The organism is Streptomyces sp. NPDC093568 (assembly GCF_044764945.1).
Lineage (GTDB): Bacteria > Actinomycetota > Actinomycetes > Streptomycetales > Streptomycetaceae > Streptomyces.
This window is the reverse complement of record NZ_JBIWJD010000001.1, coordinates 896,436-913,731: the sequence shown is the minus strand read 5'-3', so window position 1 is coordinate 913,731 and position 17,296 is coordinate 896,436. Positions and strand designations below refer to the sequence as shown.

Sequence of the window (17,296 nt, the reverse complement as noted above, 5' to 3'; positions counted from 1 at the left end):
CGGGCGGCGGCGGTCGTACGGCGCTGTCGGTCGCAATCGGCTCGGAGTCACCGTGCGGCCGCCGCCATCTGTGCCGCGGCGGCCTTGCGCAGCGGCGGCACGAACACCGTGGCCAGCAGCGCCAGTACGAGGTTGAGCACCAGCGTGACCGTGAACGCGTGGGTGTAGCCGTGCCGGGAGACCGAGTCGCCGAGGGTGCTGAAGTACAGCAGCCCGACCAGGGCGATGCCGACCGACATGCCCAGTTGCCCCACGGTCTCCAGTACGCCGGCCGCGCTGCCGGCCTCCTGCGGCGGCACTTCGGCCAGCGCCGTGCCGAGCAGCGGGCTGACGCCCAGGCCCTGGCCCACTCCGACCACGACGAGGGCGGGGATCAGCATCGGTCCGCTCAGGTTGTCGCCAGCGGCCAGGGCGATGAGCAACAGCAGGAGATAGCCGAGGGCGTTGAGGGCGTAGCCGGCGGTCAGGATGTGCAGGCCCAGCTTGTTCATGATCTTCGGTACGACCAGCGAGACCGCGGTGAAGGCGATGCCGAGCGGCGCGAACAGCAGGCCCGCGCCGAGCGCCGAGTAGCCGAGGCCGCTCTGCAACTGCACGGCCAGCACGAAGAACAGCCCGGCGTTGCAGGCGAAGAACGCGAGGAACACCAGGTTGCCCGACCGATAGCCGCGCAGGCGCAGCAGGGCGGGGCTGACCAGGGGCTGTCCGCCGCTTTCGGCCAGCCGCACCTCCCAGCGTCCGAACGCGACGAAGAACGGAACCGACAGCGCCATCATCACGAAGCACCAGGCGGGCCAGCCGGCCGTGCGTCCTTCGGCCAGGGGGAAGGACAGCAGCAGCAGCGCGACCGTGAGCAGGCCGACGCCGGGCAGGTCGAGGCGAGGCCGCTGCACGCCCTTGACTCCCGGCATGGTCCACGCGGCACCGGCGATGGTGGCGAGCCCCAGGGGCAGGTTGACCAGGAAGATCGGGCGCCAGCCCCAGCCGAACAGATCGAGGTGGACCAGTACGCCGCCGATCAACTGGCCGGTGATCGCGGCCAGTCCGATGGTCACGCCGAACAGGGCGAGGGCGCGGTCGCGCCGTGCCCCCTCGAACGAGGTCTGGATGATGGAGAGGATCTGCGGGAAGAACAGCGCCGCGGAGAAGCCCTGGACGCAGCGGAACACGATCAGCGCCTCCGGGTTCGGCGCGACACCACAGGCCAGCGAGGCGGCGGTGAACAGCCCGAGGCCGATCAGGAACATCCGCTTGTAGCCGACGATGTCGCCCAGCCGGCCGCCGGTCACCAGGAAGAGCCCGTACAGCAGGATGTAGCCGCCCACCGTCATCTCCACCGCGGAGACGGAGGCACCGAGGTCGGCGCGGATGGACGGGACGGCGACGTTGACGATGTAGGAGTCCATCATCGCCATGAAGGTGGCGGCCATGGCCACCAGGACCATCGCGCGCACCCTTCGTGGGCCGGAGCCGGGCGGTCCGCCCGCGGCTCCCTCCCCGGTGATGGGGTCAGGGTCGTTCGCCTGCCGTTCGGGGACGGAAACGGCCTGCTCATCCTGCATGTGCGGTCCTGCTCTCCGGTGTGGGGGGCATCGTCGGGGCGTCGTCCGGGTGCGGTTGGTGGAGGTGGGCCCCCACGAGTTCGACCCGGGAGGAGACGCCCAGCTTTCGGAAGATCTTGCGGAGGTGGAAGTTGACGGTGTGGTGCGACAGGTTGACGCGGGAAGCTATTTGACGGTTCGTCAGGCCGTCGGCGACCAGCCGGACGATGTTGTGCTCGGTGGGGCTGAGCGGGCTGGGTTCCCCGTCCTCGCCCACCGGGCGGCCGGGGACCACGGCGGGGACGATCTCGGGGACGGACTCCCGCACCCGCCCCGCGGCGACCGGTCGCGCGACGGCGACCCGGTGCTCGGCCGAGCGTGCCGACAGCAGCGCGACCGCCTCGCGCACCAGCGCATGGCGGAACCTGATCCGGTCGCCCTCCACCACGAGCACCCCGGCGTCGGCCGCCTCGCGCACCGCGCCCAGCAGGGGGACCGCCCGCTCGTCGGGCAGCTGTATCAGCTCGCTCATCCGGACCGGGCGCGGCTGGGCCGCCACCTCGGCCATCAGGGCCCGGGCCCGCCCGGACAGGCGCGGGTCGTCGTGCAGCGCGGTCAGCACCCTGCGCGGCAGCGGTCCGGCGGCCGGCCGCGCGACACCGCCACCGCGCACGCTGTAACCGGCGGAGGCGACAAGTCCGTCCAGGACGGCGGTGAGCACCCCGGGGTGCCCGCCGCAGGCCTCGATCAGCCGGGCGAGCGAGGCGTCCGGCGCCCCGCCGAGGCGGTCGGTGGCCATCCGCAGGGCGTCGCGCCGGGACAGCGGGGCGAGCGCGAGGCGGAGGGTGTCCGGGCTCTGGAGCAGGCCGGACAGGCCAGGCACGCTGGTGCCCGAGAGCAGCCACAGCACCCGGCGTGCCGAGCTCACCGAGGGCAGCCTCGGAAGCGCGGCCCGGACGTCCGGATCGTCCCAGGCGACATCGTCGAGGGCGATCAGCGCGGGCCGGGACGTTCCACCGGCCGCGCCGGCGAGTTCGGCGGCCACCGTCTCGTCGAGCAGGTCCGGACCCCAGGACACCCCGCGGGCCGGGTCCGGCGGAAAGGGCCGAAGCGCTCCCGTACCGCCCGTGAGGGAGGCGGCGAGTAAGAGCTTGCGATACCGGGCCACCGGGCCGCTAATGACATCGAACCCACCCGCTTCCGCGGTGGCTGAAATTCGATTGACCAATGCGGTCTTACCGGAACCCCTGGGACCGTCCAGCAGAATCACGCAGTTCCGGCCCTGGGCCACCGCGCGCAACCGCCGACTTATTACACTTTGTTCGTGGGCACGGCCATACAGATTCACGTACTCCCCCGTGTGCATCCGTTGTCCATCTTGCACGCCTACGCGCCTGAGCAGGCACAACAGGCGTTGATCACGTATCAGCGGCCGGCGACCGACCTCCCTTCGGCACGTTGTATTACGACGCTAGCCGATTGAGGTAAAGAGATTCTCATGAACGATCACGCGTTTTTCCTTGTCGGCGCCGGAAGTTGAATCCCGCGCGCGCCTTCTACCCGACGGCTTATACCCCGTCAACTACTCGAACAAGTAGTGGCTGATTTCCGGAGACTTTGACAGGTTTGATGCCTACGGAGCGTGCCCGACGGGGCCTTGAAGCGACGTCACGGGGGAGAGCCGAACCACATGCCACACAGCAACGGGGGGACCCGTCTGCCTTTGTCCGCCGCGCAGTCGGGTGTGTGGGCTGCCCAGCAACTGGATCCCGGGAACCCGCGCTACAACTGCGCGAGTTACCTGGAGATCCACGGGGCCGTCGACACCGGCCTGCTGCGCCGGGCGCTGCGCACGGCCCTGGCGGAGGCCGAGGCCCTCCGGGTGCGCCTGGACGACACCGACGGACCGGGGCAGACGGTGACGCCGGTGGCCGAAAGCCCGCTGGAGGTGCTCGACCTCTCGGCCGCCGACCGGCCTCGGGCGGCCGCCGAGGACTGGATGCGCGCGGATCTGTCCCGCCCAGTCGAACTGGTGTCGGATCGACTGGTCCGCCACGTCCTCATCGAGGACTCCCCCGCCACCCGGCTGCTGTACGTACGCCACCACCACCTCGTGATGGACGGCCTCGGCCAGAGCGCCCACATCCGGCGCATCGCCGAGGTGTACACGGCACTCGCCGCCGGCGTCGAACCGCCGCCCACTCGCGCGCTGCCGCTGCGGGACCTGGTCGCCGAGGACGCCGCCTACGCCGCCTCCCCCGCGTACGGACGGGATCGCGCCTACTGGCTCGACCGGTTCGCGCAGCGGCCCGACCCGGTGAGCCTCGGCGACCGGGAGGCGGGGTCCGCGCGCGGGCTGCTGCGCCGCACCACCGATCTGTCCGAGGCCGACGTCGCGCTGCTGCGGGACGCCGCCCGGCGGCTCGGGGCCCGGCCCTCCGCGCTGCTCGTCGCGGCCGTGGCCGCCTATCAGGGCCGGCTGAGCGGCAGCGAGGAGACCCTGCTGAGGCTGCCGCTGCCCGCCCGGCCGTCGGCGGCGGCCATCGCGACCCCTGCCATGTTCGCCAACGAACTGCCCTTGCGCCTCGCGGTGCCCCGCAGCGCCTCCTTCTCCGAGCTGGTCGCCGGCGTCACGGCGGAGCTCGGGCGGGCCCTGCGCCACCAGCGCTTCCGGGGCGAGGAGTTGCACCGGGAGCTGTTCCCCGACGGGCGGCGCGGGGCCCTCGCGGGGACCACCGTCAATGTGGTGACCTTCGACGCCGCCGTCACCTTCGGGGACCTGCCGAGCACCGCCCACCACCTCTCCTCCGGCCCCGTCGACGATCTGCGGTTCGACTTCTTCTCAGACGCCCGGGGCAGCCGGGTGCGGCTGAACACGGACGCCAATCCGCAGCGCCACACCGCGGGCGCCCCCGCCGCACACAGCCGGCGCCTGCTCGCACTGCTGCGGCACGCACTCGCGGAGCCCGAAGGACCCGTCGGCCGGCTGCCGTCGATGGACGGCGACGAGCGCCGGCGCGTGCTCGCCACCGGCGCTCCGGTCGTCCGCGACTACGGCCCGCCCGCACGCCTGCACGAGCTGATCGAGGCCCAAGCGGCCCGTACCCCGGACGCGGTCGCCGCCCAGATCGCCGGACCGGCACTGACGTACCGTCAACTCGTCGACAGCGGCCGTCGGCTCGCCGCCCATCTGACGGAGCGCGGGGTGACGCCGGGCGAGGTCGTCGGTGTGCACCAGGAACGCTCGCTGGATCTGGTGGTGTCGCTGCTCGGTGTGCTGATGTCCGGGGCGGCCTATCTGCCGCTGGACCCCGAACTGCCCACGGCGCGCCTCGCGTTCCAGATCGAGGACGCCGCGGTCACCACGGTGTTGAGCACCTCGAACCTGGCCGCACGGCTGACCGGCACCGGCGTCATCGCGGTGGACCAGGTCCTGCCGCAACTGCCCGCCGTGGACCGCGCGTTGCCCGTCGGCGACCCGTCCGACACCGCGTACGTCATCTACACGTCCGGCTCCACCGGCACGCCGAAGGGCGTCGCCGTGCCGCACCGCGGAGTGGTGAACCGGCTGCTGTGGATGCAGGAGGAGTACGGGCTGGCACCGCGCGAGTGCGTGTTGCAGAAGACGCCGTTCACCTTCGACGTGTCGGTGTGGGAGTTCTTCTGGCCCCTGCTCGTGGGCGCCCGGCTGCATCTGGCCGAGCCCGGCGCGCACCGCGACCCGCGCGCACTGGCCGACGTCGTCCGCGAACACGGCGTCACCACGGCGCATTTCGTGCCGCCGATGCTGGACCTGTTCCTCGCCGAGCCGTCGGCCGCCGACGTGCCGAGCCTGCGCCGGGTGGTGTGCAGCGGCGAGGCGCTGCGGCCGGAGACGGTCGCCCGGTTCCGGTCCGTGTACGGGACCGGCGCGGACGCGCCGGAGCTGTTCAACCTGTACGGGCCGACCGAGGCGTCCATCGACGTCACCCACTGGCGGTGCACCGAGGCGGACACCAGGGGTCCGGTGCCGATCGGCCGGGCGGTCGCCAACACCGGGCTGTACGTGCTGGATCCGGGCGGTGAGCCGCTGCCGTTCGGCGTCCCCGGCGAACTGCACATCGGCGGCGTCCAGGTCGCGAACGGCTACCTCAACCGGCCCGAGCAGTCCGCCGAGCGCTTTGTCACCGACCCGTTCGGGGAGCCCGGCGGCATGCTGTACCGCACCGGCGACCTCGCCGCGCTGCGCGAGGACGGCGTCGTCGAGTACCGCGGCCGCATGGACGACCAGGTGAAGGTGCGGGGCTTTAGGATCGAGCCCGGCGAGATCGAGTCCGCGCTGCTGGCGCTGCCCGGAGTCGAGAGCGCGGTCGTCACCGCTCCCCGACAGGCGGACGGACAACGGCAGTTGATCGCCCACGTCGTCGCCCCCGCCACCACGGACACGGACCTGACCGCGGCGCTGCGCGAGCGGCTGCCCGCCTACATGGTGCCGTCGCGCATCGTGCCGCTCGACGCGCTGCCCCTGCTGCCCAACGGCAAGGTGGACCGGCGCTCACTCCCCGTCCCCACGGACACCGCGCCCGCCCGGGAACCGGCGGACGCCGAGCCGCAGGACGACGCCGAACGGCTGGTGCACGACGCCTTCGCCGAGGTTCTCGGCGCCGGACGCGTCGATCTCACCGCGTCCTTCTTCGCGCTGGGCGGCGACTCGATCCTCAGCATCCGGATGCGCGCCGCCCTGGAGCGCGCGGGGCTCACCTTCGCCCTGCCCGACCTGTACGCGAACCCGACCGTCCGCGGGCTGGCGCGGCGCACCCGGCCATACCTCCCCAACGGCCCCCGCACCGAGCCGTTCTCGCTGCTGAGCGCCTCGGACCGGGAGCTGTTGCCCGAGGGTGTCGAGGACGCGCATCCGCTCAGCAGCATGCAGTCGGGCATGGTCTTCCACGCGGAGTACGAGGAGAGCTCGTCCGTCTACCGGGTGGTCACCAGCATCCGCGTGCGACTCCCGCTGGACGAGGGGAGGTTGAGCGCGTCCCTGGACGGCACCGTGCGCCGCCACCCGGCGCTGCGCAGTTCCTTCCACCTGACCGGGTACAGCGAACCGCTCCAGCTCGTGCACCGCGAGGTGCGCGTCCCGCTCACCGTGGACGAACGTCTCCTGGGCGTAGCGGCCGGCGCACGGGACGCCCACCTCGCCGAGTGGGCGGAGGCGGCCAAGCACCACGACTTCGACCTGACCGCCGCCCCGCTGCTGGCCTTCACCGCCCATCCGCTGGACGCGGACTCCTTCCAGCTGAGTGTGGTGGAGCACCATGTCGTGCTCGACGGGTGGAGCGACGGGGCGATGCTCGACGAGATCGTGGAGCGCTACCGCGCCGCGCTCTCCGGCGAGGACCTGTGGCTGCCCGAACTGCCCTTCACCTACCGCGACTTCGTCGCCGCCGAACGGGCCGCGGCCGGGTCGCCTGAGCATCGCGCCTTCTGGGTCGAGGAGTTGGCGGGGGCCGAGCCCGCGCCGCTCCCGCTGCGCACCGCCGGGCGGCCCGCCGGGGCCCGCCACCGCCGTTTCGACGTCCCGTTGGACGCGCCGACCGGGACCCGGGTCATGGCGGCGGCCCGCGCCGCCGGTCTGCCGCCGAAGTCGTTGCTGGTCGCCGCCCATGCGGCCGTGCTGCACTCCGTGACGCCCGGCGCCGAGGTGCTGACCGGCGTGGTCACCCACGGCCGCCTGGAGGAGGACGGCGGTGACCAGGTGATCGGCGTGTTCCTGAACACCCTGCCCCTGCGGCTCACCGTGGACGACGCGTCCTGGCTGGAGCTGGCCCGTCGGGTGCACGCGCACGAGCGGCGCACGGTGGCGCACCGCCGTTACCCGTACGCCCGCATCCTGCGCGATCACGGGGACCTCTCCGTAGACTCGTACGTCAACTTCATGGACTTCCATCAGGAGTGGGGCTCCGAGGCCTCGGTGGAGGGCGGGTTCGGCATCGCCGAGACCAACTTCCCGCTCGCGGTGAACTTCCTCGTCGACCCGTCGGGCGGCAGGCTCGGCCTGTGGCTGGACTGCGACACCTCGCTGCTGGACCCCGAGTTCTGCGCGCGGCTGACCGGCTACTACGCCCGCGCCCTCGCCGCACTCGCCGCCGACCCGGAGGCCATGCCGCCGGCCGAGCTGCGGGACGCGGACGAGCGCTGCCGGCTGCGGGCGTGGAACGACACGGCGGCGCCCTTCGACACCACCGCGACCGTTTCTGAGCTGATCTCTCGTCAGATCGCGGCCACACCCGAGGCGATCGCCCTCGTCGACGGCCACGCGCGGCTCACCTACGCCGAGTTGGACGAGCGCGCAGCCCGGCTGGCACACCATCTGCGGGGACGGGGCGCGAGGCGCGGCAGCCGGGTCGGGGTGAGCGTCCGCCGCTCGGCCGACCTGGTGGTCACGCTCCTCGCGGTCGCCCGCAGCGGGGCCGCGTACGTCCCGATGGACCCGGACTTTCCCGCCGACCGGCTGCGCCACATCGCCACGGACGCGTCCCTCGACTGCCTGGTAACCGGCCCCGGCGGCCCCGAAGAACCGCTGCCCGCAGGCGCGCTCGTACGGCTGGACCGGGACGCGGCGGACATCGCCGCGTGTCCCGCGGAACCGCTCGACGGGCCGGCCGGCCCGGACGACCCGGTGTACGTCATCTACACCTCCGGCTCCACCGGACGCCCCAAGGGCACGGTGCTGCTGCACCGCAACGTCGTGAACTTCTTCACCGGCATGGATCTGCGCATCGGTGTCACCGCCGACGATGTCGTCCTTGCGCTCACCAGCGTCTCCTTCGACATCTCCGTGCTGGAGCTGCTGTGGCCGCTGACGCGCGGGGCGACGGTCGCGGTGGCCGGCGAGCGGATGATCGAGCGGCTCGTACCGGCCGACGGCGAGGACTCCTTCCGTGAGCTTGTCGTCCGGCACGGCGCCACCCTGGCGCAGGCCACGCCCTCGTTCCTGGCGGCCGTGGCCGCGCAGCCGGAGGCACTGGACGCGCTCCGGCCGCTCCGGGCGCTGCTGGTGGGCGGCGAGGCCTTCCCGTCCGGGCTCGCCCGGCGGCTGCTCGGCACGCTGGAGTCGGTGCGGGTGTTCAACATGTACGGGCCGACCGAGACGACCATCTGGTCGACGGTCCACGAACTGGACCGCGCCCGTGACGTCCACGCGGCGGCGCTGCCGATCGGCCGTCCCATCGCCAACACCCTGGTACGGATCACGGCGGCCGACGGCCGGGAGACACCGGTGGGGGTGGCCGGCGAGCTGTGGATCGGCGGCCACGGGGTGGCGGCCGGCTATCTGGACCGGCCCGAGCTGACCGCGCAGCGGTTCGTCGAGGCGGGCGGCGACCGCTGGTACCGCACCGGCGACCGGGTGCGGTGGCGGTCCGACGGCGCCCTGGAGTTCCTTGGCCGGATCGACCGGCAGGTGAAGATCCTCGGCCATCGCGTCGAGCCCGACGAGGTCGAGAGCGTGCTCTCCCGGCACCCCGAGGTCGCCTCGGTCGCAGTGGTCGCGGCCCAGCGGCCGGGCGGCGGCGCCGAACTCGTCGCGTACGTCTCCCCGGTCGCCCACGGCGAGGACTCCGACGGCGAGCACGCACACGTCGACCGGTGGCGCGAGGTGTGGGAGGGGGCGTACACCCCGGGGGGCGCCGACGGCGGCACCGAGGAGCCCTCCCGTCCGGCCGGACCCACCGACGACGAACGGGACTTCGCGGGCTGGCTCAGCAGCTACACCAAACGGCCGATCCCCGCGCACGAGATGCGCGAGTGGCTCGGGCACACCGTGGAGCGGATCCGGGCGACCGGTGCCCGCCGGGTGGTGGACGTCGGCGTCGGCGTCGGCCTGTACCTGCGGGAACTGGCCCCGAGCGCCGACTCCTACCTGGGCATCGACCTCTCCCCCGCGGCGCTGGCCACCGCCGCCGCGTCGGTCTCGGTGCGCGGCCGGCTGCCCGAGCACATCAGCCTGCGCCAGGGCGAGGCCCTCGCGTTGACCGGACTGCCCGACGCCAGCGCCGACCTGGTGCTGTTCAACTCCGTGGTGCAGTACTTCCCGGGGGCGGACTATCTGCGCCGGGTCCTGGTCGAGGCGGTCCGGGTGGCCGGTCCCACGGGTGCCGTCTTCGTCGGGGACGTGCGGGATCTGTCCCTGCTGCCCGCCTTCCACGCGGACACCCAGCTGCGCCGGGCGCCCGCCTTCGGCCCGGCGCGCGAGGTGTCCGCGGCGGCGTCCCGCGCGCTGGCGGAGGAGCGGGAACTCTGCCTGACCACCGGCTTCTTCGAGGAGTTCGCCGCCTCGGTGGGGGCGGGCCTGCGCATCGAGCTCAAGCGTGGCCACAGCGCCAACGAACTCACCCGGTTCCGCTGGGACGTGACCCTGTTCGGCCACGCTCGCGTGCCCGGCCCGCCGGCCGACGGCAAGCGGCTGGCGTGGGACGACGTGGCCGGGGCCGAAGCCCTGGAGGAACTGCTCGGCGGCACGGCACCGGAGCGGACCCTGACCGTCACCGGGATGCCGGACCGCCGGCTGGTCCGCCCGCTCGCCGCCCTGGCCCTGCTCCACGGCGAACCGGACGCCGGGACGACGGCCTGGGACCTGGAACGGGCCCTGTGGGAGGCGAACGACCGCGACGCGCTCGCCCCCGAGGACATCGCCGCTCTGGCGGCCCGCCACGGCCGTGCCGTCCGCCTGAACCCGCCCGACACGGGCCGGACGGGTGAGTTCGACGCCCTGTTCGAGCCCGCCGACCACGTGGGCGACGCCTTTCAGCCGAGGGAGCGGTGAGCACCGTGAACGCATCCGTCACACCGACGGCCAACGACCCGCTGGCGCAGGCCGCGTGGGCGTCCTTCCGGACCGGGCTGCGGGGCTTCGCCGCCGAGCAGCTGCCCGACGCGATGGTCCCGTCCCGCTTCGTGGTCCTGCCCGAGCTGCCCAAGCTGCCCAACGGAAAGGTCGACCGGGGCAGACTGCCCGCCGTGGCGGAGGACGACTCGCCGGCCGCCGCCACCTATGTGGCCCCCCAGACGCCCCAGGAGGTCCAGGTCACCGCGATCTGGGCCGACGTCCTCGGCGTCGGCCGGGTGGGCCTGAAGGACAACTTCTTCGAGCTGGGCGGGGACTCCCTCGCGGCAGCGCAGATGGCGGCCCGGCTGCAGGCGGCGACCGGCGCCCGGATCAGCCTGCGCAAACTGTTCGACAACCCCACCGTGGAACGTCTCGTACGGCATCTCGGCGCCGCGGACACCACGGCCGCCGCCGGGGGCCCGGCCGGCCATCCGCGGTCCATCGCCGCCGAGGATCTGGCCGCCGAGGCCCTGCTGCCCGCCGACATCGTCCCGGCGCCGGACGCGCTCCCGCCCGGGTCCGCGCCGTACGGCAGTGTGCTGCTGACCGGCGGCACGGGCTACACCGGCGCCTTCCTGATGCGCGAGCTGCTCGACCGCTCCACCGCCCGGCTGTACGTCCTGGTTCGCGCCGACAGCCCCGGGCAGGCGGCGGCCCGGGTCAGGGCCGCCATGGAGGGGTACGGCGTGTGGCGGGACGGCGACGAGCAGCGGTTCACCGGGGTGCCCGGCGACCTGGCCCGCCCGTACTTCGGGCTGGACCGGGAGACTTATCTGCGGCTGGCCCGGGACGTCGAAATGATCGTCCACAACGGGGCCTGGTCCAGCTACGCGCTGCCGTACCGCCGGCTGAAGCCGGTCAACGTCCTCGGCACCCAGGAGGTGCTGCGGCTGGCCGCCCGGCACCGGGTCAAACCCGTGCACTACATCTCCTCGCTCGCCGTCTACCCCGGCCGGCCCGGCGAGCACCGGTGGGCGGAGGACGCGGCGACCGACCCCGAGGGCGTGGTGGGCGGATACCGGCAGACCAAGTGGGTCGGCGACCGCATGATGGCGCAGGCCCACGCGCGGGGACTGCCCACGTGCGTCTACCGTCCCGGCCAGATCACCGGCGCGCAGAGCACCGGCGCCTGTGCCACGGACACCTTCCTCAACGCGACCGTGAAGGGGTGCGTCCAACTCGGCGCCGCCCTTGAGTTCGATGTCTTCCTGGAGCTGACACCGGTCGACTTCTGCGCCGCGACGGTCGCCCATGTGGCGCTGGGCGGGCAGTGGCACGGCACCTCATTCAACCTGCCCGGCGGGCATCCGCTCGCCTGGGACCGGCTGGTCGAGCTGCTCGCCGAGTGCGGCTATCCGCTGCGCAGGCTGTCGTACGGCGACTGGTACGCCGAGCTGACGGCGGCGACGGAACGCGGCGAGGAGAACGAACTCGCCCGGTTCCTGCCGCTGTTCGGGCCGGAGCTGCCCGCGGAGGACCTCGGCTACCGGGGCAGCAGGCCGGTCTTCGAGACCGCCAACCTGCGGGCGGCGCTGGCCGGTTCGGGCATCGCGTGCCTGCCGCCCGAGCGGGAACTGATCGGCCGCTACCTCGACTACTTCGAATCCACCCGCTATCTGCCCGCGCGTGCGCGGAGGGCCGAGAGGACCGCACCGTGACCGACTCCCCGCTGACCGAGCGCAGCGCCCTGCACCTGTTGCGCCGCCACGCCGTGGAGCGGGCGGGGCGCGCCGCCGTCACCTTCGTCCACGACCACGACGCGGCCGCCGGCGCCCGTACCCTCGACTACGCAGCGCTGGACGCCGAGGCCCGCCGGGTCGCCTCCTGGCTGCAGCAGCGGTGCGCCCCCGGCGACCGGGTGATGCTGCTGCACCCGCCGGGCCTGCCCTTCGTCACCGCCTTCCTCGGCTGCCTGTACGCCGGTGTCGTCGCCGTGCCCTCGCCGATGCCGGGGCAGTTCCGGTACCAGCAGCGCCGGGTCACCGGGATCGCCCTGGACGCGGGGGTGCGCGTCGCCCTCACCGACACGGGGCAGCTGGACGAGGCCCGCCGGTGGAGCGAGAGCGAGGGCCTCGGCCTCACCGTCGCGGCCAGCGACACCGACGGCTTCGGCGACGCCGACGGGTGGCGCGACCCCGAGGCCCGCTCCGGCGATCTGGTGCTGCTGCAGTACACGTCCGGATCGACCGGCGACCCCAAGGGCGTGATGGTCGACCACGCCAACCTGCTGCACAACGCGGACAGCCTGCGGCGCGCGCTGGGGCTGACCGAGGACACCAACTTCGGCGGCTGGATCCCCCTGTACCACGACATGGGGCTGATGGGTCAGCTGCTGCCCAGCCTGTTCCTCGGCAGCAGCTGCGCGCTGATGTCTCCCATGGCGTTCCTGAAGCGCCCGCACCAGTGGCTGGCCCTCATCGACAAATACGACCTCGGGTATTCGGCGGCGCCCAACTTCGCCTACGAGCTGTGCGTACGCCGGGTCACGGACGCCCAGCTGGAGCGGCTCGACCTGTCGCGCTGGCGGTTCGCGGCCAACGGCTCCGAGCCGATCCAGGCCTCCACCCTGCGCGACTTCGCCGACCGCTTCGCCGCGGCGGGCTTCCGCGCCGAGTCCCTCGCGCCGTGCTACGGCATGGCGGAGGCCACGGTGTTCGTGTCGGGGCGGGCGAGCCGGCCGCCGCGGATCGAGGCCGTGGATCCCGAGGCCCTGGAGAAGCACACGCTGGAGCCCCCGCGGCCCGGCGAGGCGGCGCGGGAGCTGGTCGGCTGCGGCGATGTGCCGGACTTCGACGTACGGATCGTCGACCCGGCCGACCACCGGGTGCTGCCCGACGGCAGCACCGGGGAGATCTGGCTGCGCGGGCCCAGTGTGGCGGCCGGCTACTGGGGGCGGCCCGAGGCGACCGAGGCGACGTTCGGTGCCCGCACGGCAGACGGCGAGGGCCCGTTCCTGCGCAGCGGTGACCTGGGCGCCGTCCTCGACGGCGAGATCTATGTGACCGGGCGCATCAAGGACCTGCTGATCGTGCACGGCCGCAACCTCTACCCGCACGACATCGAGCACGAGCTGCGGCTGCAGCACGCTCCGCTGGCGACCTTGGCGGGCACCGTCTTCACCGTGCCGGTGCCGCACGAGGAGGTCGTGGTGCTGCACGAGATCCGCGGCCGGTTCGGACCGGAGGAACTGGCGGAGCTGGCCGTGGCTCTGCGGGCCACCGTCCAGCGCGAGTTCGGGGTCCGCACGGCCGGTCTCGTCCTGCTCAGGCCGGGTGCCGTGCGCAAGACCACCAGCGGCAAGGTGCAGCGGTCCGAGATGCGCCGGCTCTTCCTGGAGGGTGCGCTCACCCCGGTGTACGCGCAGATCGACCCGGCAGTGCGTGCCGTGATGGCGGAGGGGACCATATGACCGTGGCTCCGCCGGGCGGGCCCTTCGCCCTGCCCGCCGTCCTGGAGGCGGCGCTCAGGGACGCCGCCGTCGCGGACGGCCCGTTCGACCCGCGTCGCAGCGCGCGCCTGGACGCCCGGGAGGAGTTCCCCGCCGAGGCCTGCGCGCTCCTGGACCGCTGCGGGATCGCCCGCGCCTACGTTCCGGCCGAGCTGGGCGGCGCGCCCGGGGGCCTGCCCGAACTGCTCGCGTCGCTGCGGGTGGTGGCGTCTCGCGACGTGACCGTGGCGGTCGCGCACGGCAAGACGTTCCTCGGCGCGGTGTCCACCTGGGTCGCGGGTTCCGACGAGCAGCGGCGCGCGCTCGCCGGGCGTGTCCTCGACGAGAAGGCCGTGGTGTCCTGGGGGCTGACCGAGCTGGGCCGGGGCAGCGACCTGCTGGCGGGCCAGCTCACGGCGGTGCCGACGGAGGCGGGCGGCTGGCGCCTCGAGGGGACGAAGTGGCCGATCAACAACGCCACGCGCGGAGGGCTCATCGCCGTACTGGCCCGGACCGCGCCCGAGGGCGGGGCGCGCGGATTCAGTCTGTTCCTCGTCGACAAGGACCAGCTGTCGGCGGGCGGTTGGCGGCCGCTGCCCAAGGAGCCGACGCACGGCATCCGCGGGGCCGACATCAGCGGCATCCGCTTCGACGGCGCCGAGGTTCCCGCCGACGCGCTGACCGGCCGGGTCGGGGACGGCCTGGAGACCGTCCTGCGCGCCCTCCAACTGACCCGGACCGTGTGCTGCTCGCTCTCCCTCGGCGCGGGCGAGCACGCACTGCGGCTGGCGTACGAGTTCGCCGAGCACCGCGCGATGCACGGTACGACCCTGCTCCACCTGCCCCTCGCCCGCCGGACCTTGGGCCGGGCAGCGGCGTCCCTGGCGCTCGCCGAGGCCGCCTCGACGATGGCGGCGCGCTCGGCGCACTGTCTGACCGGTGAGATGAGCGTGGTGTCGGCCGTCGCGAAGGCCGGGGTGCCGGAAATCGTCCAGCAGACCATCGACGATCTCGCCGAACTCCTCGGCGCGCGAGGGTTCCTGGCGGATCATTTCGCACACGGCATGTTCCAGAAGCTGGAGCGCGACCACCGTATCGTCGCCGTCTTCGACGGCAGTACGGCCGTGAACCGCTCCTCGTTGATCGCCCAGTTCCCGGTCCTCGGCCGCCTGGCACGGACCGGCGCGCACGACGCAGCCGGGCTCGCCGCCGCGGCCGGGACGCGGGCGCTGCCGCCGCTGCGCTTCGACGGGCTGCGCCTGCTGAGCCGTACCGGGTGCAGCGTCGTGCAGGGCCTGGCCGCAGCGGCCGATCGAGCGGACATGGTCGTACCGCCACGGGTGCGCGAGCTGGTCACCGAGCTCTCGTCGGAGGTCGCCGCCCTCGCGCAGGACATGGCCGCTCTGCGTCCGGCCACCCGTGACACTCCCCCGGAGGCCTTCGCCGCGGCGCGCCGCTACGAGCTGTGCTTCGCGGGCGCGTCCGCCGCCCACCTGCTGCTCGCGGCCCCCTCCGACGCGGGGCGGGCGCTTCGGCTGACGGCCGCCCTGGAACGCGCGCTCGAACTGCTCAGGCCGGGCCACGAGGCGCCGGACGACGCGTACGAACCGGTGCTGACGGCTGTCCCGGACGCGTACCGGACGGCCATGGAGAAGGAGCTGGTCCCGTGACGTCGCAGGTTGCGCACGACAAGTCGACGGTGATACACGGCAAGTCGGAGATGGCGCACGACAAGTCGCGGGTGGCTTACGACAAGGAGGCCGGCGCGCTGGAGGAGCTGTTCGGTGACGCGGAGGCCCCGGGGAACCCGGTGGGCCGCGCCGAGGTCGTCGCCGCCGACGAGCGTGCCGAGATGCTCGCGGCGGGCGAGGAACTCCTCACGGGCTTCGGGCTGAACGCGCACTTCGTGCCGGAGGCGCTGGGCGGCCGCTTCACCGGCCTCGAACAGCTGATCTGCGTCATGCGGACCGTCTACCGCCGCGACCCCAGCCTGGGGCTCGGCTACGGCGCGGGGTCCTTCATGGCGGCGGTGAACGTCTGGACGGCGGGCAGCGTCGCACAGCAGGCCTGGCTGGCCGAGCGGCTGCTCGCCGGTGACCGGGTGGCCTGCGCCTACCACGAGCTGGCGCACGGCAACGACTTCTCCCGCGCGGGCCTCACCGCCCTGCCCGACCCCGACGGCCGCCTGCGGCTCAACGGCCGCAAGGAGGTCGTGGCCAATCTGCGCCGGGCCCGGGCCGTGGTGCTGTTCGCTCGTACGGATCCCGCGCACGGCAGCCGCAGTCACTCCCAACTTCTTCTCGACGCCGAGTACTTGACGCCGAGGGCGGTCCGGCACCTGGAGCGGTACGACACCGTCGGCATGCGCGGAGTGCAGCTCGGCGGCATCGAGTTCACGGACTGCCCCGCCCCGCCCGAGAGTGTGCTCGGGCGTCCCGGACTGGGCGTCGAAACCGCCCTGCGGTCCTTCCAGTTGACGCGGATCGCGGTGCCCGGGATGACCGTCGGGTTGCTCGACACCGCCCTGCGGACCGCGCTGCGCGGGGCACGGGCGCGCCGACTCTACGGCGGCGCGGTCACCGACCTGCCGCTGTCCCGGTCGATCCTCGCCGAGACCTTCGCCGACCTCCTCCTGGCGGACACCTTCACCGCGGTCGCCGCCCGCACTGTCCGAACGGCATCCGCCCAGGCCGGCGTATACGCGGCAGCGGTCAAGTCCTTCGTGCCCCGCGTGCTGATGCGGGCGGTCTACCGGCTCTCGGAGCTGCTCGGCTCGCAGTTCTACCTGCGCGCCGCCGAACAGCCCCTGTTCCAGAAGCTGCTGCGCGACGTCCAGCCGTCGGCCTTCGGGCACGCCTCCCGGGTCTCCTGCCTGTCGGCGCTGCTGCCTCAGCTGGCGCCGACCGCGCGCCGCAGCTGGCTCAGGGCGGACGCGGCCGAGCTGCCCGAGGAGACGTTCCGCCCCGGGCAGCCGCCGGCGCCGGTGCGGTTCGGGGACCTGGCCGTGACCGGCGGTGGGCGCGACCCGCTGGCCCGCTCGCTGACAGCGGGCGCGGCGGCCGAGCCGGCGGACGGCGAGGTCGCGGCCGAGGCCCGTGCCTGGTGCGCCGAACTGGACGCACTGGCCACGGCTGCCGCCGACCTCGGCCCGCACCAACTGGGGGCCGCCGCCTCGCCGTACGCGTTCGGGCTGGCCACGCGCTGGTCCGGGGTGCTGGCCGCCTCCGCCTGTCTCAACACCTGGTGGCACCGGCCGCAGGGCGCCACCGGCCTCGCCGCCGAGCCGGCGGGCGTGCTCGCCGCCCTGCACCGCCTCGGCGCGCACCTGGACCGCCACCGCGACCCGCTGCCCCGCGCGCTCGCGGAACCCCTCTACGCCGAGCTCGTCCGACGCTTCGACGCGGGCCTGACCTTCGACCTCGACTGCCGCCCCACCGGGGCCTGACCACTCACCCGGAG

At 73.5% G+C, this 17,296-nt stretch carries 7 protein-coding genes; 5 read left to right on the top strand and 2 right to left on the bottom strand.

Annotated features, from left to right (window positions below):
* Nucleotides 1-47: 47 nt before the first annotated feature.
* Both ACIRD7_RS03915 and ACIRD7_RS03910 read right to left on the bottom strand, forming a co-directional pair.
* Nucleotides 48-1,562 carry an MFS transporter gene (locus ACIRD7_RS03915; RefSeq protein WP_403449331.1) on the bottom strand — a complete coding sequence of 505 codons (1,515 nt, stop codon included), beginning with the start codon at nucleotides 1,560-1,562 and terminating at the stop codon, nucleotides 48-50.
* Nucleotides 1,552-2,907, bottom strand: a complete 1,356-nt coding sequence (locus ACIRD7_RS03910; protein ID WP_403449329.1) for a LuxR C-terminal-related transcriptional regulator — start codon at nucleotides 2,905-2,907, stop codon at nucleotides 1,552-1,554. The genes ACIRD7_RS03915 and ACIRD7_RS03910 overlap by 11 nt, the downstream gene beginning before the upstream one ends.
* Nucleotides 2,908-3,231: 324 nt before the next feature.
* On the opposite strand from ACIRD7_RS03910, the gene ACIRD7_RS03905 reads away from it, so the two are divergent.
* From ACIRD7_RS03905 to ACIRD7_RS03885, 5 genes are read left to right on the top strand one after another with little or no spacing between them, the layout of a single operon-like run.
* Nucleotides 3,232-10,347, top strand: a complete 7,116-nt coding sequence (locus ACIRD7_RS03905; RefSeq protein WP_403449326.1) for an amino acid adenylation domain-containing protein — start codon at nucleotides 3,232-3,234, stop codon at nucleotides 10,345-10,347.
* A 5-nt stretch (nucleotides 10,348-10,352) separates the two neighbouring features.
* Nucleotides 10,353-12,068, top strand: coding sequence for a thioester reductase domain-containing protein (locus ACIRD7_RS03900; RefSeq protein WP_403449325.1), 1,716 nt, complete (start codon nucleotides 10,353-10,355; stop codon nucleotides 12,066-12,068).
* Nucleotides 12,065-13,819, top strand: coding sequence for a fatty acyl-AMP ligase (locus tag ACIRD7_RS03895; RefSeq protein ID WP_403449323.1), 1,755 nt, complete (start codon nucleotides 12,065-12,067; stop codon nucleotides 13,817-13,819). Before ACIRD7_RS03900 ends, ACIRD7_RS03895 begins: the two co-directional genes overlap by 4 nt.
* Nucleotides 13,816-15,507 carry an acyl-CoA dehydrogenase family protein gene (locus ACIRD7_RS03890; RefSeq protein ID WP_403449322.1) on the top strand — a complete coding sequence of 564 codons (1,692 nt, stop codon included), beginning with the start codon at nucleotides 13,816-13,818 and terminating at the stop codon, nucleotides 15,505-15,507. The genes ACIRD7_RS03895 and ACIRD7_RS03890 overlap by 4 nt, the downstream gene beginning before the upstream one ends.
* A complete protein-coding gene (locus ACIRD7_RS03885; protein WP_403449319.1) occupies nucleotides 15,504-17,282 on the top strand; it encodes an acyl-CoA dehydrogenase in 1,779 nt (592 codons plus the stop codon). The genes ACIRD7_RS03890 and ACIRD7_RS03885 overlap by 4 nt, the downstream gene beginning before the upstream one ends.
* The last annotated feature ends 14 nt before the right edge of the window (nucleotides 17,283-17,296 follow it).